The sequence below is a fragment of the Gluconobacter roseus genome (genome assembly GCF_046058915.1).
Classification (GTDB): Bacteria; Pseudomonadota; Alphaproteobacteria; order Acetobacterales; family Acetobacteraceae; genus Gluconobacter; species Gluconobacter roseus_A.
Genome location: NZ_CP175538.1, coordinates 1,216,769 through 1,236,545, shown reverse-complemented (window position 1 = coordinate 1,236,545; position 19,777 = coordinate 1,216,769). Strand labels below are relative to the sequence as shown.

The following is a 19,777-nucleotide window of genomic DNA, read 5'->3' as shown; positions in this document are numbered from 1 at the left end:
ATCATTTTTGTGAACACGAAGCTGCCTGCCGTTGCCGATCAGAACGGACGAACGTTGAGCGTCTTTATGATAGCGGGACCGATCAGTGATGATACCGGTGCCACTGCCCTGCTGGAACAGTCTTCCTGCAGCACAATGGATGCTGAAAGACCGGGGTTATGGCGCTGACTGGTTCAGGGACGCCCTGGAGGAAAAAGGAATCAGACCCAGCATTCCCGGACGGAAATCCTGCGCAGAACCGGTCAGCTATGACAGGCGGGAATATAAACGCCGCAAGCGCATCGAGATTATGTTCGGAAGGCTCAGGGACTGGCGGCGGGTCGCCACAAACTAGACAGAGGCCCGACCATCTTCGTCTCAGCCATCTGTCTCGCTGCACTCGTCATGGTCCGATTATGTGTCCTGAGCCTAATGGATCATGCAATTTCAAATAATAAGAAATTTCTAAAAATAGAAAAGTTTTCCCACAAATCATCTCTTGGAGATTCATTTGTGACATCACCAGATTCCGGGTTACATGATATATAACCATGTTCTGTTTTTAATGTAAAAGAATTTATTTTACCATTTTTTTCAAAAAACGATGGAGATAACCTTATATAATTATTTTCTGAGTAACAATCAGTATGAGCAATACCATTGCCGTTCGTATATATGAACATTTTCTTTCCAAAAAGATGAAAATATATAGGTCCCCCTAACACCTGAGAAGAGAAAAAAACCGGGCATTTATTTGGAAAAATGAAATTATATTCAATTTGAAACTTTCCCTCAATTGGATCATATGTTAAAATCCCTCCGCAGCTATTTATGAATAAATACTCATCAAACTTTGATTCAGATTTTAGTTTTATCCCAGTAGAGAAATTATTTTTCAAAATTGCTTCTACAATATTTTTTGATAAATCTATTTTTGAAGAACTACTTCTATATAGAAGTCTACCTAAAAAACGAAAATCAGAAAATATTTTTTCTTTATATTTTATGTTGTACATTGATTTTGATGCAAGACATAGAATACTTTCTATTGGTTTTTTATCTATGCAAAAATCTATTTTCCTTTTTATATTTTCAGGATGCTTTCTTCTTATTTGTGTAATTAATTCCCTTAGGTGAGGAAAATTATAGTCAGACATACAATCAAGAATATTTTTCATATTTGAAGAGCCCGATAGACTCTCAACAACAGGATGCCCTGTATAAAACGATTTTATTGTGTCTATTTTATCTGTGTTTTCTATTATTTTTTTAACATGATATTTATCATAATGGTTTGCCGGATCATATACAATACATGTTCTTTCAGAAATATCTTCATTTTTTATGGACATATTACTCATGTTGTCTGAAAAATTCTTAGAAAATACTTCTCTTTCTCCTTCATTGGGATTATCAATCAAATCATCAGGATTTATTGACCATTGAGGAGCAAACGACAAAACAGAAAAAGCTCCAAATGCTCTTCCATATTTCAAGACGCCAAAACCGCCCATAGAAACCCCAATACATATTATTTTTTTATTTGAAAAATTCTTTATTATTTTGATAACATCATCCATTTCATGGGAAATATACCATTTACCAACTTTGGTTGAAATACCTATTAATTCTATATTTATTTTTTTTTGCACTTCTTGAAGAAAGAATTCCTTCTCTGCAAAGTCTGTTCTTCCACCAAACATAAAACTTACAACTAAATATTCACTTTCTCCAGGAAAATGCTTAACTACTATTTCTTCTCCATTGTATAAGAATGTCATATTCCGTGCCCAAGTTGATTAAATAGAGATTTTATTCTAAGTTAAATAAAAATTATTGTAAATGATTCATATACTGTAAAATCTCTCGTGTTGCTGAAAGGTCTATTCGATCTCTTCAAGATCTGACTCATAAATCGTTTCGGCAAAGCCGTATAGTTGAGCAGAATGAATTAGGAGCGAGCGATGATTCAGCCTCTTCTTTCTTCTTGGCTTTACCCTCACCGAAGGACAGATTTCAGACTACAAAACCATAAGCGTTTTGATGAAACCGCCTGCACTGAATCCCAGAACGATCCTGGCCGACAAAGGTCATAACAATAACTATTTCTGCTTTGCTTAGGACACATAATCGGACCATGACGAGTGCAGCGAGACAGATGGCTGAGACGAAGATGGTCGGGCCTCTGTCTAGGCTCAGGACTCATAGCCAGAACAAGACGGTTGCGGCGAGGCAGACTGCCGAGAAGAAGACGGTCGGGCATCTGTCATAGCGTGTTGCGACCCGTCTCCAGTCCTTGAGCCTGCCGAACATGATCTCGATACGGTGGCGTCTTTTGTATTTCCGTTTGTCGTATTTGACCGGTTTTGCACGAGATTTTCGACCAGGAATACAGGGTTTGATCCCTTTCTCCTCCAAGGCCTCTCTGAACCAGTCAGCGTCATAGCCCCGGTCTGCCAGCATCCATTCGGCTGGTGGCAGACTGTCCAGAAGGGCAGCGGCACCAGTATAATCACTGATCTGACCTGCTGTCATGAAGAAGTCGAGCGGACGTCCGTTCCGGTCGGTGACAGCATGCAGCTTCGTATTCATCCCGCCTTTGGTCCGCCCGATCAAACGGCCTGAGCCCCCTTTTTAACCGCAGGCTCGAAGCCGTGCGATGTGCCTTGAGATAGGTCGCATCAATCATGATTGTCTGAGGCTCTGCCTTGCCAGTAGCCAGTCCCTCCATCATGCGGATGAATACCCCCATAGCGCTCCAGCGCTTCCAGCGGTTGTAGAGCGTCTTGTGTGGACCGTATTCCCGGGGCGCATCACGCCAGCGCAGACCATTTCTGTTCACGAAAATGATCCCGCTCAACACACGACGATCATCAACGCGAGGTTTGCCATGGCTCTTCGGGAAAAAGGGCCGCAGACGATCCATCTGCTCCTCCGTCAACCAATACAGGTCACTCATCTTCAGTCTCCTCACAGAGGCTGAATCAGATTTCCGCAATCATATCAATGGGTCCTGAGCCTAGTTTGTGGCGACCCGCCGCCAGTCCCTGAGCCTTCCGAACATAATCTCGATGCGCTTGCGGCGTTTATATTCCCGCCTGTCATAGCTGACCGGTTCTGCGCAGGATTTCCGTCCGGGAATGCTGGGTCTGATTCCTTTTTCCTCCAGGGCGTCCCTGAACCAGTCAGCGCCATAACCCCGGTCTTTCAGCATCCATTGTGCTGCAGGAAGACTGTTCCAGCAGGGCAGTGGCACCGGTATCATCACTGATCGGTCCCGCTATCATAAAGACGCTCAACGTTCGTCCGTTCTGATCGGCAACGGCAGGCAGCTTCGTGTTCACAAAAATGATACCGCTCAGCACGCAGCAGTCATCAACGCGGCCTCTGCCGTGGCTCTCTGGGAAAAGAGCTACAGGCGCCTCACAGAGCCTGCATCAGATCACCACAATCAAATCAATAAGGCCTGAGCCTAGGGCTGCGTATGTCCCTGATGGGCACAACATGCAGCATATTGTCGAGACGCTGGCGGTTATTTCCGACCGGTCAAACCCACTGTCTGTGCTGGGGAAGCGCAAGTAGACCAATCATCATCCGCTTCTGATTTCTCAGATCGCAGTGTGCCATGCCCGTTCCACTGCCTGCTGGGTTGAAGCAGGCGGTACCTCAGATTTCAGCCTGCTTTGACCAAGCTACTTACTCTATCTGCGTAAGTCAGTTTTAAGGACGGCCTCATAAAATTTTTCCAGAGCAATCTGGTAGTTCGCCATATCGAATTTCTTTGCCTGTATGGGGCCTTCCTGACGCATCCAACTGATGAGAGCATCGTCACTGTCAAGTTTCTGGATACCTTCCATGATGCTGATCGTATCATAGGCGTTCACCATCAGGCCGGCCTTTCCGACGACTTCAGGCAGAGATGCTTCATGAGACGTCAGTACAGGGGTGCCCATCATCATGGCCTCTACGACCGGAAGGCCAAAACCTTCTGTCAGGGAAGGAAACAGAACGGCCCTTGCGCCCCGGATGATCATCATCAGATCATTTTCCGGCAGGTATTCCATCTGGATGATCCGTCCCAGACGCTTTCCACGTTCCAGAAGCTGCTGTTCGCCTTCGGCTTTCCAGGCCATGGCACCGACCACCACCAGGGGCCTCTGGGTTTCGGACGCCAGAAAAGCCTCAATCAGACGGGCAATGTTCTTTTTGGGTTCGATGGAACCATAATACAGAAAATATTCCCCGGCCCTGAGATCATAGAGGCGATTCAACGTCTGGGTAATGATTTCAGCAGGAATATTCTGGACAGCGGTCTGTTCCCGGACAGACTGATACGTATTGTGGGTGATTGCTGCAGCCTGGGGTGCGAAGTCGATGATATCCTTTCGGGAAGCTTCCGAAACGGTGCATATCGCATCTGCATGCCGAACGATGTCCGTAATCAGTCTGAGATGATTGGTCTTGTTGTCCAGTGTGGTGTGGGGCAGTCGAAGCGGTACGAGATCGTGAATGGTATAGACGTTCTTCGTATTGCGTGCGCGGATCGGCAGGGGGTAGGTCCAATGCATGACATCCGGTGGGTTCGGAAGTGTGATGCTCAGGAAACGGCGAGTCCGGCGATAATGGGTCCATGCCGTGATGAACAGATCCCGTGCATTGAGGATGCGGTCAAAAGCCGGCAGGCGCTCGGAAAAGGAGCGGGCATCCACATGTTTGTCTACTGGGATGCTGACTGCGCGATGTCCCAGCACATCGGCACGGGCGCGTTCTTTCCATCTGGCGCCCAGAAAACGGGCCCGGCGGCTTTTTTCTTCTGCGCAGAGCTGATCGAAAAACAGGATCTCCCGCAGCAGGCTCTGTGCTTTTGATGGAATGTTCAGACCGTACAGAACGTCAACTTCATATGACATTTCCTTGAGGGCATAGCTCAGCGTGCGCGCATAGGTCGCGACTCCCGTTCCACGGGGCAAAGCAAGATTGAAGCCATCAAGAGCGACATGAAGACGAGGCTGACTGGACACTGGAACTCCTTGGATGGGAATACTGGAAAGCGGCATCAGACCGCTGGGTTGTGGCGGGAAGAAGACTGTTTTGAGGCCACGAGATCGCGATACAGCGCCTTGAAGCGTATCCCGTAATCATGAGGGTTGAAATGTTTCACCCGCTCGTTGCCAAGAGCAACGAGGCTGCGACAGAGGTTTTCGTCACGGTCCAGGCGGATCAAACCCTCGGTGATTGACCCAATATCGTAGGGATCCACCAGACAGGCTGCACCACCTGCAATTTCTTCTGTGGTGCTTCCCTGAGAAGTCAGGACAGGAACACCCAGTGCCATGGCCTCAACGATTGGAAGCCCGAAACCTTCGGCGAGAGACGGGAACACAACGGCGCGGGCACTCTGGATGGCGGCAATAAGATCTGCGCGGTCAATCCAGGGAAGTAGCATAACACGCTCTGGATGAAGATGATCTGATAATGCCGCAAGCTCCTCCTGGGCGCCAAATCCCTGCGGACCTATAAGCACCAGTGTGCGCTGGCTGTGACTGAGGCTATGGGCCCGGATCAGGCGTCCGATGTTTTTGCGACGCTCTATGGTGCCGATATGGATAAAGCTTCCTTGAGGGCAGGGAGCGCGTCCTACGGAAGGGAGGCTTGAAAGTTCCGACCTGATGTTTGTTGCCTGGTGAATGGCGCAGATGCGCTCGGCAGGCAGGCTGAAATGGGCCATGATTTCTTTTTTGACGGTTTCGGAAATCGTGACAATCAGGTCGGCCCGTTCAATGACTTTCTCAAGCAGCCGCTGTGTGCGTGTCGGATCAGTCTGGCAGAACTCAGGGTGCAGAATGGGAATGAGATCATGGATGGTCACAATGTTTGGACAGCCCGGCATGTAAAGCGGCAGAGGACACGTCCAGTGCATGACAGCAGGCTTTTGCTCTGGCTCGATGGCCAGAAGCTTTCCAAAAATATTGAAATGCACATGGCCGATCCGGAAGAGATCTCTGGAAAACAGATTTCCAGTCTCGTGCCCTGTGCCAGTAATGGCCTTCCGTTTCCGGCTGCTTAGTGCCCGGGCAAACCGTAATCCGCGGGCGGAAAAAGAGTGGGGATATTTTGAATCAACGGCGCCTGGCCCGGATGTTTCATGGATCCAGCCAACGGAAACATCTTTCTGCTCTTCCAGGGCCTCGGCAAGGGTTCGCGTGTAGGTCGTAACCCCTGTGCCCATGGCACGGCCGGTATTTCTGGCATCCAGAGTAATCTGCATGAAAGAGCAGGCTTACTGTGACCGGATACGGGTTTTGAAAACACGGTCCAGTAGCGGAACCGTGGTGGCATAATTGCCATGGATTCGCGCGTAATGGTGAAGAAGATGATGTTTCCGGAGAATTCTCGCAATCGGCCCACGGGAGTTGGTCTGATGGCAGGCCCAGTGCACCGTATCATACGCCGTATAGCCCGTAACAAATCCGGCAAAAGCCGAGTTGGGCGCAGGGAATCCGGAATGTCTCCAGGCAAGCCAGATCAGGAAACCCAAGGGAAGCGTAACGGTCAGGGGCATGATGCTGCGCAGGGGATCTTTGGGATCCGCATGGTGATTGCCATGGATAAGAAAGATAAGATGGCGTCCCACAGCAGAATTAAGCTTGAGATGAAAAATGTACCGGTGAGCAAAGTACTCAAAAAAGGTCCAGACCAGAAGTCCGCTCAGAAATCCGAATGCGACTTTCCCACCCTGTTCTGTCCGAAATGCCGCGACTATTGCGACAACAGTGATGGGCAGCCACACGCTGAAAAACAATGGAAACGGAGTTAGGGTCGTGAGTTCCAGCCATTTGTTTCGAAACAGGCGGACCCGCGTCGGATGTGCCCTGAAAGTGCGGACCATCATTGCAAACCTCATTTGTTTGTCGCGACCCTGCGGGAGAACCTTCTGGCTGTTTGCAGAAGCAACCTACGATCCTACTACCTATCACTCAGCTAGTTCCCTGTAAATCATAGTAAAATCCAGGGCTGATCAGGTGTGTGCATATAGCCGCAGAGCAGAAAAATTCTGAAAGGCCTGAACCAGGCCATAGATTGGATCAGGCGCTGATCTGTCTTTCTGGCAATGTTCCTCTCCTGGCGGTGCTTTCGAATAGCTCTTATGGCTGAATCGCATCACCATAAAGTTAATTGGAGGCTGAATTCATGGTCAGGGAGCAGTCTTCGCGTCCCTTGAAATGAACAAATGCCAGCATGGAAACGCAATTTTTAGCATCTCGCCAAGAATTTGATCTTACTGGGTTGAAAAGATGAAAAGGATGCTCTGCGTCCAGTTCGGGCATCCACCTTTCGCTATTTCCCTCATCCTTGTCCTGAGGATGAGGGGCGATGGGAACGGACAGAGTGGTTTTAGTGACCGCCGGAGGTCGTGCCGCTCGATGCGAGGGTGGAGACGTGATCGAGTGCGCAGGAGATGCTTTGTGGCCAGTTGAGGATCTGGTCCGGTTTCAGTGGGGCGGATGCCAAGGCGATGGGCTGTGTTCCAGAAGCTGGCAGTCCTGCGAGGGTTTCGATGGCCTGCATCCAGCCTGGTCCGTCCAGCGGGTCGAGATATGTGGCGGAAGTCTGGCCGATTTCGTGAAAGACCGGGATGTCGGAACACAGTACAGGCGTGCCCAGCGCCAGGGCCTCGGCGAGAGGTAGTCCGAACCCTTCCGAAAACGAGGGGAACAGGAGGGCTTTGGCCCCTTTCAGCAGGCTGACGACCGTCGTGTCGGGAAGGGAATTGTGTTCTTCCACCATCCCCTTGAGGGAGGGAGAGCGTTCGAGCATGTCGATGACCTGCTCGTTCTCCCATCCCCGCTTGCCGACGATGACGAGATGTGGCGCGGCGTCTCCATGAAGCTGGACCAGCCGCCGCCACAGATTGAGGAGCAGAAGATGGTTTTTGCGCGCCTCGATTGTTCCCAGACAGACGAAATAGGGATGTGTGCGGCGCCCGGTCATGCCCGCTTCTGCGTCAGAACTACTGTCTGCTCCTGACGCAGCCCGCAGATGGACACCGAGCGGCACGGGCCAGATCGGGACGCTGCGGCCTGCACGTTTAAAATAGGGCAGGAGAGACTGTCGGGTTGCTTCCGAAGGTGTCAGGACTGCATCCGCATAACGCACAACCGTTTCGATACGGCGCAGGTGCCGTGCAGGTTCACGCTCGCGGGCATATTCCGGAAATTCCAGCGGGATCAGATCCTGGATCATGGGCACGAATAGCCCATGACGCCGCCTGATGGCAGCCGCGATCAGTTCCGGTCGTGTCAGATGATGGTGGGACACCAGAAGATAGACGTTGCGTCCGGTTGTCCGGGCGTGTGGTTCGGTAGAACGTCCCAGGCGGGGAACGAGGACTCCGTGCAGAAGAGCCTTGCCCAGTCGGGCCGCCCGCCCTCCGTCGTCAATTCCGTTGTCCCAGACAGCGCCGATCGCCTCAATGAAGGCGACGGCGCGAGCATAGGGCAGGACGGCGAAGCGTCGGAGCGGGTGCGCTGCGGCAAACTCCAGATGATCGGGCTCATGCTGGCAGAGATACCGGGCATATTCGAGTTCGACCCGGTCGATGCCGGTTGGAACGCGGGCGCTCGCACGGGTAAGGATGCGCGAGATGTCCAGCGTATAGAAGGGGCGTCCTGCGGAGGGGGACCGGGTCATGGTGCGGCCTTTTCCGGATCCGGAGTTGTAATCTCCGCCGGCGTGTCGGGGTGGGAGGCCAGTTCCTGACGCAGCGCTTCACGGCGCGCCATTTCGGCGCGTGAGGCGGCGGCAAAGTCCCGCGGACTGTGGCGCGTCAGACGGTCGATGGCATGGCGGACCAGCTTGTCCATTCCTTCATTCGAAAAGAAGCCACCGGGAATGAGGCAGCGCTCGATCAGGACACGGCGATAGGCGTCGAAGATCTCCGGGTTCGGCCGGCCGGGATCTGACCAGAATTTCGCCAGAGGGCCCTGGAACGTGATGCCCGGAATATCGTAAACAGCGTTCCCCAGGGTGATGACAGGCTTGCCTTCGGCGAGCGCCAGGGTTCCGGTCGTGCTGTTGATGGTGATGACACCGGTGGCGGTGCGGACGAGGTCCGCGATGTCACCCGTTTCGAAATAGTCTACACGGTCCGTAACGCCGTAGGCCGCGGCCTGCATGGCGACTTCGTGGCACCAGTTGCGGATATTGTTGTCGAGAGGATGTTCCTTGATGACCAGACGCATGCCGCGTGGGGCATGGGACGTGAAGGACGCGATCACAACGCGTATGGCCTCTGCCATTCCGCTGAAAGACGAATGGAGACGAACCTGGGCGTCTGCATCGAGTTGCAGGGGAAACAGCATGTAGGGACTGCCCGAGGCCCGTAACGCCTCAAGCTGTTTTTTGCTTCGGTCACGTCGCTCGTCGCTGGCGAGCAGTTTGCGCAGCCAGCCGATCCCTTCGGTCAGGGGATGCCAGGGACGGTAGTTGTTCCAGTGGCGATAATGCCACCGGGAGAGCAGGTCGGCAGTATTATACGCCAGCCCCTGAAGGGCGCGCGTCCGGAACGAGGACGGGACGGGGTGGTGTGGGGGCAGTGCGGGCAGGGTTTTCGCGCACTGGACGTAATAGTCCGGATCCTTTGACAGGGTGGAGTTGCCGTTGACCCCTCCGAGTTCGAACGTCACCCAGTCGGGCCGGAGATAGCCTTCTTCAAAGACATGGACAGGAATATGCAGGCGGGCGCAGACCGCGATGGCGGCACTGTGCAGGGGGCGGCAGTCCCCGAACAACACGACATCGGTAATGTCGTGTTCGATGATGATCCGTGCCAGCGTGTCCGGCCATTCATTGGCGCGGCCGGTGAAATCAATGCCTCCCGGCAGACGCCAGAACAGCCGGTCGCCACCGTTGAAATTGACTTTCCAGACTCCATAGCCGCGGCGGCGCAGTTCTCTGCCGATCAGCCGGAAGAATGGTCCCATCAGCCCCTGAAGAAGCAGAATGTTGCGCTGTACGCTTTCCGGCTTGTGTCCCGTATCGGATGCGGTGTTTCCGGCGGAAGGAGACGTTTTGGCGGTGCTCATGACCGATCGCTCTTTTTCGCTGGTGTGTGCAGCACCGTGTGAACTCCCTGAACAAAGGCTTTTTTGATCGCCCCCTGAGCCTGACGCAGGCGCATGAGAAGATCCGGACGCCAGACTTCGGGGCTGCCGAAGCGGTCGATAAGAACTTCCGGCCCACAGAACAGGCCGGTTAAAGGATCGATATAGCGTGGATAGAGCAGCAATGTGGCGGCGGTAAGCTGTTCCACGTTCAGCCGGCGGGTACGTCGGGCGACAGGCGCGTGATCGTGGGTCAGGCCCCAGCCCGCGTAAAAGGGCTGTCCGTAGGTCGTGACGGGCAGTCCGCGCATGAGGGCTTCGAAACCCGTCAGCGATGTCAGGGTATGCACTTCATCCACGACGTCCAGCAGAGGGCCCATGCCACCCTCGCGGCAGATGTGATCGGCTGCGCGCAGGACGTCCGCATCGGCGAGGGCACCTGCGCGATGACCTGCATCCACGTCCGGATGGGGGCGGTAGACAATGAATGCGTCCGGGCAGGCTTTCCGGACACGGCGCAGCAGATCCATATTGCCCTGGACGTTTCTGCCACCCAGCCGGACCGACATGTCGTCAGCCACCTGCCCGGGTACCAGAATGATCCGTCGTCCCTGCGGAGCGCCGAGGTTTGGCGGCGTTGCGTCGGCAGAATACTTGGAAATGTTCTGCATCCGGATGAGGTCCATAAGGGATCGGGCACGCGCCTGAAGGTCCTCCCCGAGGGGGTGGGTGGCCAGCAGGACTTCCAGATCGCTGGGCTGTGCGGGGTCGTAATAGGGGCCCCTGCTGTCGGTAATGATGGATGCAGGCGGAAGAAAGCCGCTTCCAAGGCCCGCCGAGCGTATGAAGCCATCCTCGACGCGGAGAAGCGGAAGACCGCCTTTCCTTGCTGCCCGTTCCAGTCCACGCGGCATACGGGTCGCCCAGACGGCGATCCCTTTCGCAGTGTTGTGTCTGCGTGCTGTGGCAATGGCGCTTGTGGCCGTCCGACGGAAGAGCGAGAACGGGCGGTGTTCTTCCGCTGTTGCGAAAAACGCCTTCATCCGGTCGCGTTTCCAGAACGACATACCGACACAGACGCTTATGGTGCGATTGACGACAAGAATGCGTTTCCATTCTGCAAGAAGATCAATCGCGTCGAGAATGTCGATTGGCATTCCCGAAAATGGCGACCTGTATTCCGTCGCAACCCGGAGGATCTGCAGGGCCTCCGCAGCTGCGTGCGTATCCTGTTTCCAGCCACACCCGGTATCCGGACGCATCACGCTATGTCCTGTCAGGGCTCCGAGAGCAGAGAGCGCATTCAGGCTGCCTGACGGTGAAAGCAGGGTGCGGGTTCCATCCAGCAGCGAAAACGGATCAACATTTTCGGACAGGGCTTGTGCACCTTCGGCCTGAGCCGCATCCTGCATCCTGTTCCAGCCTACGCCGCTGTCAGGCGTTACGAGAACCAGTTGATCCAGACTGGTCCAGGCTTTTGCCTGCTGCCACATCTGCCGGGCATCTGCCGGATCAGGGGGGACGCAGACCAGTATCGGCCCTTTTGCCTTTGCGGCGGGTGCCCAGAACCTGCCTCCCACCCGGGCTTCCGAAATCATCCGGACGGCAGGATCGTTCTGAATGTCTCCAGATTCGAACGAAGATTCAGCCAATAGACCGGGCGCGTCTGGTCGGATCCGGCTAAATGGGTGAATAGAGTTTCCCAGAGGAGGCGCGGTCAGGATGAGCGGAAGCGGATTGGATGTCGAAACAGATCCTGAACTCAAGGCGAATGCTCTTCCTTTTTCTTGCCCCTTCCTCTTTCGCTTCTGCGGGGCAGCCGCGAATACAAGGCCAAGGTAACATTCGATATATGCGTTTGAAAGACGTAAAATTAATTATAAAACCACCTGAAATCCCAAGGCGCATCATGAATAAAACAGCTGTCTTGGAAATAAATACAAATTCTTAAGGAGTGCATTATGTGAATAATATCAAAATATTTTATTTATTACTTATAGTTTATTTCACGTTTGAATTCTTGGATCTGAAAGTATACTTTTTTCCGAGGGTCAATAAAGATGCAGTAAAATGTATCCGCAGTATGGCTGGCTTTTTTCAGGCGAGTATTTTTCGTTTCTTCATGGCGTTCATGATGTTCGGCGCTCTTCTGTTTCTGGTGGGGCATCCCGGACCTGCGGCCGTCCTGACGATCCTTATCGGAGTTCTGCTGGTCTTTGGCTCGGGTCTGAAAAGAAACGTTCTTGGTGAACCGCTGATGTTTAGTGATGTCGCGGTCATTGGAGCGTTCGTCCGGCATCCCAGGTTCTATATCGGAGCCATTCCTCCATTTGCCCGGGTTCTGGTTCTGGCCGGACTGGCCTTGCTGGGACTGTCCTTCGTCGGGTTGCTGTTGAACGATCTGTTCTATTCCCGGTCAGGTCATGGCCTCGTCCTCCGGATAGAGGGTCTGGGCCTGTTCGCTATGGGCTATGTCTGTCTGAATGGCCTTGGGCAGACCGGGCTGGCGCGAAAAATTCTGCCGGTCGCGGATCTCGATGCGGGGGAGGTACGGTACGGGCTCCTGGCGACCATTGTGCTGAGTTGGCTGAGGTGGAAAGACGACTGCCGTCACAAGCTGCAGAACTGGCCACAGGTTCCCGCAGGGCGTCTGGATCAGGGGCCTGTGATTATCGTGATTCAATCTGAATCCTTTGCGGATTCCCGTGAACTCGGCCTTGAAGATGAATCAGCTTGTAGCCTGCCCAATCTCCTGCAGGCTGAACGGGAAGGAGTCGTCGGCAGGCTGCAGGTCTCGGGATTTGGGGCATACACCATGCGGACGGAATATGGTGTGCTGTTCGGCCATGAGGAGAAGGAGCTCGGTTTCCGCCGGTTCGATCCATATCTTACGGCAGGAAAGCAGACGGACGACGCTCTTGCCGCCCGGCTGGCTCCGATCTGTGAGGGCAGGATTTTTCTGCATCCACATGATCTTCGGTTTTACGGCCGGGATGCGCTGATGCCGGCTGTAGGCTTCAACCTTCTGATCGGGACAGAAGAAGATTTTGCCGACGCGGCGCACTGCGGCGTCCATGTCGCAGATCGCGCTGTGGGAGACCGGATACTGGCCTTGATCGATGACGCTGTTGCAAAGCCTTCGGGGACATTTATCTGCACGGTCACGATCGAAAATCATGGGCCGTGGTCAGGCGGCGCTGCAGATTATCTTCATCACCTTCGAAACGGGGATGAGCTTCTGGGGCGTGTGGCGAGCGCGCTTGAGCAGACCGGCCGGGATGCTCTTCTGGTATTTTACGGAGATCACCGCCCTTCGCTACCAGGGGCCGTAATGCCGGGTGGCGCGCGCCATACGCCGGTGATCATACAGGGTTTCGGGGCGTTTCACGCTATTGCACGCCTGAACGGCGAGGCGATGACGCCTGCGGGTCTTCATCACCGGATCATCAGTCTGATTACACAACAGATGAAATAATGATGCCGCCCGCTTCCGATGTAGGTGCAGCACGAAGAATCCGGCACGCACCATTATCGGCAGGGGAGGCAGAACCATTACCGGACCAGTGAAGCCAGTCCGTCGATCTTGTCTGCTAGCGCAGCGATCATGTGCTTGAGATCGTCCGGAGCATCAGATTTGTCTGCCGTAATATTGAGGCGCTCTAAATCGTTCTGAAGCTCGCCGATCAGTTTCTGGATTTCCAGTTCAGTTCCGTTTTCGTCATAATCATCGTTCATGAGCGCAGTTCCTTGTGTGTGCATGGAAGGAAAAATTGTCAGGCAGGCGCTTTCATTCAGGCAACGTCACGCGTCTGGCACGCCATGCTTCGGGAGCATCCTGAACCAGATATCAAGACATTATGATATGCGTTGTCAGGGAACGTCTACCCGGTCCTTCGCTGAGATGCTGCAATCCGCTTCAGGAGGATTCTCGGGTGAGCAGGGCTGAAGCCGCGTTATCTGAAGCGCAGCGTGGCTACCCATGGACACAAGGTGCCAATCGATCAGCCCAGCAACATATCCGGAGATATTGAGAAAGGATTGTCGTAAGTTCAGCCAATCATTCCTGCATTCGGTCGCAGGTGATTTTTCCTGTAATGATCAAAATGGATCATTACCGAACCTGAAGATAATTCAATTTCTGGCTGAAAGCCGTGGTGTCCCGTACGGGATTCGAACCCGTGTTGCCGCCGTGAAAGGGCGGTGTCCTAGGCCTCTAGACGAACGGGACTGGAGGCGTGAGCGGGTGTATAGGGGCGTCTTTCGGGGGCGTCAAGCCGGGGCGGCGTCAGAAATGAAAAAAGACAGATTTTTTCTCTCCTGCCATGTCTCGGCCCGCAATGTGCCTGCGACATGAACGAGTGGCATGGATCGGTCTTCCAGCAGGGGGGCGAAGGGTTTGTCCGCTGCACGGAAGACGAGGCCGCGCAGGCGTGTGCCTCCGTCCTCGCCTTGCAGGATGACGCGCAGGGTGTTGCCGTCCTTGCCGATACGCTCGCTTTTGACGCAGCGGACATTGCTGATGGCGAGGACAGGCTCCTCGTTGCCGGGGCCGAAAGGTTCCAGCCGGGCGAGCTGGTCGGCGACCGCGATGGAGGCGCCCGCCAGCGTCATGATGCCGTCGAGCTTCAGAGCGTCCTGTTTGGGGAGGGTGAGGGCGCCGGAGAGCTGTGTGTCGAGCCAGCTGTGGAACTCGTCGGCACGATTGGCAGAAAGCGAGAAGCCGGCGGCCATGGCGTGGCCGCCACCGGTGAGGAGCAGGCCGTTCTGGCGGGCGGCGATGATGGCGGTTCCGAGATCCAGTCCGGGGACGGAGCGGCCTGAGCCCTTGATGACGCCGTCCGTCAGGGCCGCGACGAGGGCGGGGCGGTTGTAGCGCTCTTTCAGGCGGCCTGCGACGATGCCGACGACGCCGGGGTGCCATGTTTCATCATGCAGGAAGATGACGGCGTGGCCCGCATCGAGCTGCTGCTGTGCCTGTTCCATGGCAGAATCGAGGATTGTGGATTCGACGGTCTGGCGCTGGCGGTTCACGCGGTCGAGCTGTTCAGCGAGGGCGCGGGCTTCCACGACATCATCGGACAACAGGAGTTTCAGGCCCAGATCGGCCTGTGCGATGCGCCCACCGGCATTGATGCGGGGACCAAGGGCGAAGCCGCAGGCCATGGCGCTGGCTTCTTCCTTCACACCTGCGACGGAAGAGAGCGTGGCCAGTCCAAGGCGCTCGCCACGGGACATGACCCGCAGGCCCTGCATGACAAGCGCACGGTTCAGGCCGGTCAGGGGCATGACGTCGCAGATGGTGGCCAGCGCCGTGAGGTCGAGGCGTTTGAGCAGGTCGGGAATGACCTGGCCTTCGTCGAACCAGTTGGTGCGGCGTAGGTGGCGGATCGTGGCGACCATCGTGAGGAAGGCGACGGCCGTGGCGCAGATGCTGCCCAGCCCCGAGGTGCAGTCCAGACGGTTCGGGTTGACCACGATGCCTTTCGGCAGGGCCGCGCCGTCGGGTTTGTGGTGATCGAGCACGATGATGTCGGCGCGGTCGCTCAGGCCGTTGAGGATGTCGATCGCTGCTGTGCCGCAGTCGATACAGACCAGAAGGGTAGCGCCTTCTGACAGCAGGTTTTCAAGGGCTGCGGTGTTGGGGCCGTAGCCTTCGGTCAGGCGGTCGGGGATATGGGTGCTGACGGTGCAGCCCAGTTCGCGCAGCGTATCGCAGACGAGGGCGGTTCCGCAGGCGCCATCCACGTCGTAATCGCCGAACAGGCCGACATGCTCGCGGTTGCGCACGGCGTGTGCGAGGCGTTCGGCGGCCTGGTCCATGTCCTGCAGGCAGGACGGGTCAGGCATGGCGTCGCGCAGGCGGGGATTAAGAAAGGAAGAGGCGTCGTGTGATGCGACGCCCCGTACCGAGAGGATACGGGCCAGAAGTTCAGGAATGCCGGCCTGCTGGGCCAGACCGAGAGCCAGACGGTTATCAGCTTCCGCCAGGCGGGGATCCCGCCAGATCCAGCGGCGGTGTCCTGCACTTCGGGTTACGCCGAGGACGGCACCCGTATCATCTGCGAGCATGGTTCTCCGTTCAGGAAGCGGCTTTTGCCTTCGGTTTGAAGGTATGGTGGCTTTCTATATAGCGCACCGTGCCGGATTTTGAACGCATGACGATGGAATGGGTGCGAGCCCGGGTCGGGCTCGGACGTTCCACGCCCTTCAGGAGCGGGCCGGAGGTGACGCCCGTTGCGGAGAACAGGACGTGACCGGAGGCCATGTCGTGCAGGAAGAGCTTGCGGGCCGGATCGAGGCCATTGGCCATTTCGCGGGCACGCTCGCGCTGGGTGTCATCTTCAAACAGAAGGCGGCCCTGCATCTGGCCTTCCATGCAGCGGATGGCTGCGGCGGCCAGAACGCCTTCGGGAGCACCGCCAGAACCGGCATAGAGATCCACGCCGCTGCCATCGATACAGGTGGCGATGGCAGCCGCCACGTCACCGTCGCTCAGGAGCATGACGCGTGCGCCGGCTTCGCGGGCATGGGCGATCATCTCTTCATGTCTTTCGCGGTCAAGTGCGCAGAGGACCATGTCCGAGACGTCGCGCTTCTTGGCCTTGGCGAGCGAACGGAGGTTGTTGCCGATCGAGGCATCCAGATCCACCACGCCTTCGGGAAGGTCGGGGCCGACGACGATCTTTTCCATGTAGATGTCAGGGGCATGAAGGAACTTGCCGCGCTCGGCGAGGGCCACGACCGTCAGAGCGTTGGGCAGGCTCTTGGCGCACAGATTGGTGCCTTCAAGCGGATCGACCGCGATGTCCATGGCCGGGCCACCGGAGCCGACTTTTTCACCGATATACAGCATTGGTGCTTCGTCCATCTCGCCTTCGCCGATGGTGACGACACCGTCGATGGCGACGGTGTCGAACGCGGCGCGCATGGCCTGCACGGCGGCGCCATCGGCTTCGTTCTTCTGGCCGCGGCCGGTCCAGTGGGCAGAGGCGATCGCGGCTGCTTCCGTTACACGGACGAGCTCGAGAGCAAGATTGCGGTCAGTGACGCGGTACGGGAGAACATTCTGAGTGTCGATCACGCAAGGGGATCCTCGATTTTGAGCACCAGTGGCTTTCCTGTCACGACAGGAAGAGCTGCAAGCGCTGTGGCAGCTGCATGGATGGCCTTTTCAGGAACCTGATGGGTTACGATCGCCAGGTCAGCACATCCTGTTGCAGCATCATGCTGGGAAACAAAGTGAACAGAGACATCATGGTCCCGAAGAACCGATGTCAGGTCAGCCATTACGCCCGAACGGTCCTGAACGTTCACACGTAAATAAAATGCACTGTTCAAATCAGCGAGATTCGCGCAGGCGACGGGGGCCGGAACGGACTGCGTGCCCCAGACGGGAATGGCGCTTCCACGGGCCAGATCGATCAGATCGGCAACTACGGCGCTGGCAGTCGGGCCTTCGCCGGCACCGCGGCCGGAAATGGTCATGGGGCCGCTGAACACACCCTGTGTGGAGACGGCGTTGAAGACGCCCTCGACGGCGGCGATGGGAGCGCTGGCCGGGACGAGGCACGGACGCACCCAGGCGGCGACGGTGCCGTTTTCGGCCTGCCGGGCCATGCCGAGGAGCTTGATGCGATATCCGAGCTGATCGGCGAATTTCAGATCGGTCGCGGTGATGTCGCGGATGCCCTGAACGGAGAGGGTGTCGAAGGCGACGGGCTGGAAAGCCAGACCGGCGAGAATGGCCAGCTTGTGGGCCGTATCCCAGCCGTCCACGTCCGTTGACGGTTCGGCTTCGGCATAGCCCTTGGCCTGCGCTTCGGTCAGGACGTCGGTGAAGTCCCGGCCCGTGGCGCGCATTTCGGTCAGGATGTAGTTGCAGGTGCCGTTCAGGATGCCGCCGACGCTGAGGAGACGATCGGCCGCCAGTCCTTCGCGGACGAGCTTGATGGCGGGAATGCCACCGGCCACGGCTGCCTCGAACAGGAGGGGGGCATTCTTTTCGGAGGACAGGCGGCTAAGACGGTCGCCATGCAGGGCCACGAGTGCCTTGTTGGCGGTCACGACCGGCAGGCCGCGTTCGAGCGCGGTGCGCACCATGTCGCGTGCCGGGCCTTCGGAGCCGCCGATGAGTTCGACGGCGACGTCAATCTCCTGGTCCTGCGCCACGGCGGTGGCGCTGTCGTGCCAGCGCATGGCGGACAGGTCCACGCCGCGGTCGCGGTTACGGTCCCGGGCCGTGATGGCCACGACTTCGATCGGGCGGCCGGCCCGGGCGGTAATCATGTCAGCGTTCTCACGCAGGAGACGAATGACACCGATCCCGACAGTCCCGAGTCCAGCCAGTCCGATCCGCAGTGGTTTCACGATGATGCAGCTCCAAGAAGATCAGCGGTTCCGGCCCCGGCGCCGTGCCGGGACATGAAGCCCTTGATGGCCCGCGTCGCCTGACGCAGCCGCTGGGTGTTTTCGACAAGTCCGATCCGGACAAAGCCCTCACCGTATTCCCCGAATCCGAGGCCGGGCGCAACCGCAACCCCTGCTTCCTTGAGAAGCAGTTTGGAGAAGGCGACGCTGCCCATTTCGGCGAAAGCGGGCGGGATGGGGGCCCAGGCGAACATCGAGCCTGCCGGTGCAGGGACGTCCCATCCTGCGCTCTGCAGGCCGCGCAGCAGCACGTCGCGGCGGTCCTTGTACATGGCGCGGATTTCGGAAACGTAATCCTGCGGGCCGTTCAGGGCGGCGACGGAGGCGACCTGGATCGGGGTGAAGGCGCCGTAATCCAGATAGGACTTGATGCGTGTCAGAGCCTGGATCAGGCGCGGATTGCCGACCGCAAAGCCCATGCGCCAGCCTGCCATGGAATAGGTCTTGGACATGGAGGTGAACTCGACGGCCACGTCCTTTGCGCCCGGAACGGCGAGGAGGGACGGGGGCGGTTCGTTCTCGTTGAAATAGATTTCCGCATAGGCCAGATCGGACAGGATCCAGATCTCTTCCCGGCGCGCGAAGGCCACGAGTTCCTTGTAGAAATCAAGGTTCGCGACAAAGGCTGTCGGGTTGGACGGGAAATTGACGATCAGCGCGGTCGGCTTGGGGACCGAGTGGCGGACGGCACGCTCCAGCGCACGGAGCATGTCCTCGTCCGGCGTGGCCGGGATCGAGCGGACGGACGCGCCGGCGATGATGAAGCCGAACTGGTGGATCGGATAGGACGGGTTCGGGACCAGGATCGTGTCGCCGGGGCTCGTGATGGCGGCGGCCAGATTGGCCAGGCCTTCCTTGGAGCCGAGGGTCGCGATGATTTCGGTTTCCGGGTCCAGCGAGACGTTGAACCGGCGCTCGTAATAGTTCGCCATGGCCTTGCGCAGGCCCGGAATGCCACGACTGACGGAATAGCCATGCGCGCGCGGATTGCCGACCGTTTCGATCAGCTTCTGCACGACGTGAGCCGGGGGCGCGCTGTCGGGGTTGCCCATGCCCAGATCGATGATGTCGTCACCGGCGGCTCGCGCGGCGGCCTTGGCCTTGTTCACTTCAGCGAACACATAGGGCGGCAGGCGGCGGATGCGGTGGAACTCTTCGGTCATGACCAGCTCTGGGACAGAGGGTGAAAGGGAGCAGCGACGATAGACAGGTTTTTTCAGGAGTGGAACAGCCTGACTGCGCCTGATTTCACAATGTCATTTTCCGGC

General features: G+C 56.4%; 14 protein-coding genes, 1 tRNA gene and 2 pseudogenes. 2 read left to right on the top strand and 15 right to left on the bottom strand.

What is annotated here, in order from left to right; genetic code table 11:
* Positions 1-9 precede the first annotated feature (9 nt).
* Positions 10-387, top strand: a pseudogene (locus ACJ2A4_RS05790) (transposase); the annotation flags it as partial.
* Between the two features lie 29 nt (positions 388-416).
* On the opposite strand, the gene ACJ2A4_RS05785 reads toward ACJ2A4_RS05790, so the two are convergent.
* The 9 genes and pseudogenes from ACJ2A4_RS05785 to ACJ2A4_RS05745 form a co-directional block, all read right to left on the bottom strand.
* Complete coding sequence (locus tag ACJ2A4_RS05785) at positions 417-1,760, bottom strand: hypothetical protein (protein WP_408873979.1); 1,344 nt, start codon at positions 1,758-1,760, stop codon at positions 417-419.
* A gap of 421 nt (positions 1,761-2,181) precedes the next feature.
* A protein-coding gene (locus tag ACJ2A4_RS05780; RefSeq protein ID WP_275877879.1) for an IS5 family transposase occupies positions 2,182-2,938 on the bottom strand; the annotation gives its coding sequence in 2 pieces (ribosomal slippage) (positions 2,182-2,614 and positions 2,613-2,938; 759 coding nt in all).
* 66 nt (positions 2,939-3,004) lie between these two features.
* Positions 3,005-3,323, bottom strand: a pseudogene (locus ACJ2A4_RS05775) (transposase); the annotation flags it as partial.
* Positions 3,324-3,680: 357 nt separating this feature from the next.
* A complete protein-coding gene (locus ACJ2A4_RS05770; protein WP_408873978.1) occupies positions 3,681-5,000 on the bottom strand; it encodes a glycosyltransferase family 4 protein in 1,320 nt (439 codons plus the stop codon).
* A 35-nt stretch (positions 5,001-5,035) separates the two neighbouring features.
* The gene (locus tag ACJ2A4_RS05765; protein ID WP_408873977.1) at positions 5,036-6,247 is read right to left on the bottom strand and encodes a glycosyltransferase family 4 protein; all 1,212 of its coding nucleotides are present in this window, start codon (positions 6,245-6,247) and stop codon (positions 5,036-5,038) included.
* 12 nt (positions 6,248-6,259) lie between these two features.
* Positions 6,260-6,868, bottom strand: a complete 609-nt coding sequence (locus tag ACJ2A4_RS05760) for a sterol desaturase family protein (protein ID WP_408874112.1) — start codon at positions 6,866-6,868, stop codon at positions 6,260-6,262.
* Positions 6,869-7,374: 506 nt separating this feature from the next.
* Positions 7,375-8,670 (bottom strand): glycosyltransferase family 4 protein, encoded by a 1,296-nt coding sequence (locus tag ACJ2A4_RS05755; RefSeq protein WP_408873976.1) that lies wholly within the window; start codon positions 8,668-8,670, stop codon positions 7,375-7,377.
* The gene (locus ACJ2A4_RS05750; protein WP_408874111.1) at positions 8,667-9,962 is read right to left on the bottom strand and encodes a capsule biosynthesis protein; all 1,296 of its coding nucleotides are present in this window, start codon (positions 9,960-9,962) and stop codon (positions 8,667-8,669) included. The genes ACJ2A4_RS05755 and ACJ2A4_RS05750 overlap by 4 nt, the downstream gene beginning before the upstream one ends.
* A gap of 98 nt (positions 9,963-10,060) precedes the next feature.
* A complete protein-coding gene (locus ACJ2A4_RS05745) occupies positions 10,061-11,662 on the bottom strand; it encodes a capsular biosynthesis protein (protein WP_408873975.1) in 1,602 nt (533 codons plus the stop codon).
* 383 nt (positions 11,663-12,045) lie between these two features.
* Between ACJ2A4_RS05745 and ACJ2A4_RS05740 the strand changes: the two genes are divergently transcribed.
* Entirely contained in the window at positions 12,046-13,557 is a 1,512-nt protein-coding gene (locus ACJ2A4_RS05740; protein ID WP_408873974.1) for a sulfatase-like hydrolase/transferase, read from the top strand.
* Positions 13,558-13,634: 77 nt separating this feature from the next.
* On the opposite strand, the gene ACJ2A4_RS05735 is transcribed toward ACJ2A4_RS05740, so the two are convergent.
* The 6 genes from ACJ2A4_RS05735 to ACJ2A4_RS05710 all read right to left on the bottom strand — a co-directional run bounded on the left by ACJ2A4_RS05735 (position 13,635) and on the right by ACJ2A4_RS05710 (position 19,672).
* Positions 13,635-13,817, bottom strand: coding sequence for a hypothetical protein (locus tag ACJ2A4_RS05735; protein WP_408873973.1), 183 nt, complete (start codon positions 13,815-13,817; stop codon positions 13,635-13,637).
* Positions 13,818-14,234: 417 nt separating this feature from the next.
* Positions 14,235-14,310: transfer RNA gene (locus ACJ2A4_RS05730), tRNA-Glu, on the bottom strand.
* 41 nt (positions 14,311-14,351) lie between these two features.
* Entirely contained in the window at positions 14,352-16,151 is a 1,800-nt protein-coding gene (gene recJ, locus ACJ2A4_RS05725) for a single-stranded-DNA-specific exonuclease RecJ (RefSeq protein ID WP_408873972.1), read from the bottom strand.
* Positions 16,152-16,161: 10 nt separating this feature from the next.
* Positions 16,162-17,163: a class II fructose-bisphosphatase gene (gene glpX, locus ACJ2A4_RS05720; RefSeq protein ID WP_408873971.1), complete on the bottom strand. Its 1,002-nt coding sequence runs from the start codon at positions 17,161-17,163 to the stop codon at positions 16,162-16,164.
* Positions 17,160-18,449: a homoserine dehydrogenase gene (locus ACJ2A4_RS05715; protein ID WP_408873970.1), complete on the bottom strand. Its 1,290-nt coding sequence runs from the start codon at positions 18,447-18,449 to the stop codon at positions 17,160-17,162. Before ACJ2A4_RS05715 ends, glpX begins: the two co-directional genes overlap by 4 nt.
* Positions 18,446-19,672 (bottom strand): LL-diaminopimelate aminotransferase, encoded by a 1,227-nt coding sequence (locus ACJ2A4_RS05710; protein ID WP_408873969.1) that lies wholly within the window; start codon positions 19,670-19,672, stop codon positions 18,446-18,448. Before ACJ2A4_RS05710 ends, ACJ2A4_RS05715 begins: the two co-directional genes overlap by 4 nt.
* Positions 19,673-19,777: the final 105 nt, after the last annotated feature.

Coding starts and splice junctions, on each gene's coding strand:
- ACJ2A4_RS05750 (WP_408874111.1), bottom strand. CDS start 9,962: ATGGGACCATTCTTCCGGCTGATCGGCAGAGAACTGCGCCGCCGCGGC.
- ACJ2A4_RS05735 (WP_408873973.1), bottom strand. CDS start 13,817: ATGAACGATGATTATGACGAAAACGGAACTGAACTGGAAATCCAGAAA.
- ACJ2A4_RS05710 (WP_408873969.1), bottom strand. CDS start 19,672: ATGACCGAAGAGTTCCACCGCATCCGCCGCCTGCCGCCCTATGTGTTC.
- ACJ2A4_RS05785 (WP_408873979.1), bottom strand. CDS start 1,760: ATGACATTCTTATACAATGGAGAAGAAATAGTAGTTAAGCATTTTCCT.
- ACJ2A4_RS05765 (WP_408873977.1), bottom strand. CDS start 6,247: ATGCAGATTACTCTGGATGCCAGAAATACCGGCCGTGCCATGGGCACA.
- ACJ2A4_RS05760 (WP_408874112.1), bottom strand. CDS start 6,868: ATGGTCCGCACTTTCAGGGCACATCCGACGCGGGTCCGCCTGTTTCGA.
- recJ (WP_408873972.1), bottom strand. CDS start 16,151: ATGCTCGCAGATGATACGGGTGCCGTCCTCGGCGTAACCCGAAGTGCA.
- ACJ2A4_RS05755 (WP_408873976.1), bottom strand. CDS start 8,670: ATGACCCGGTCCCCCTCCGCAGGACGCCCCTTCTATACGCTGGACATC.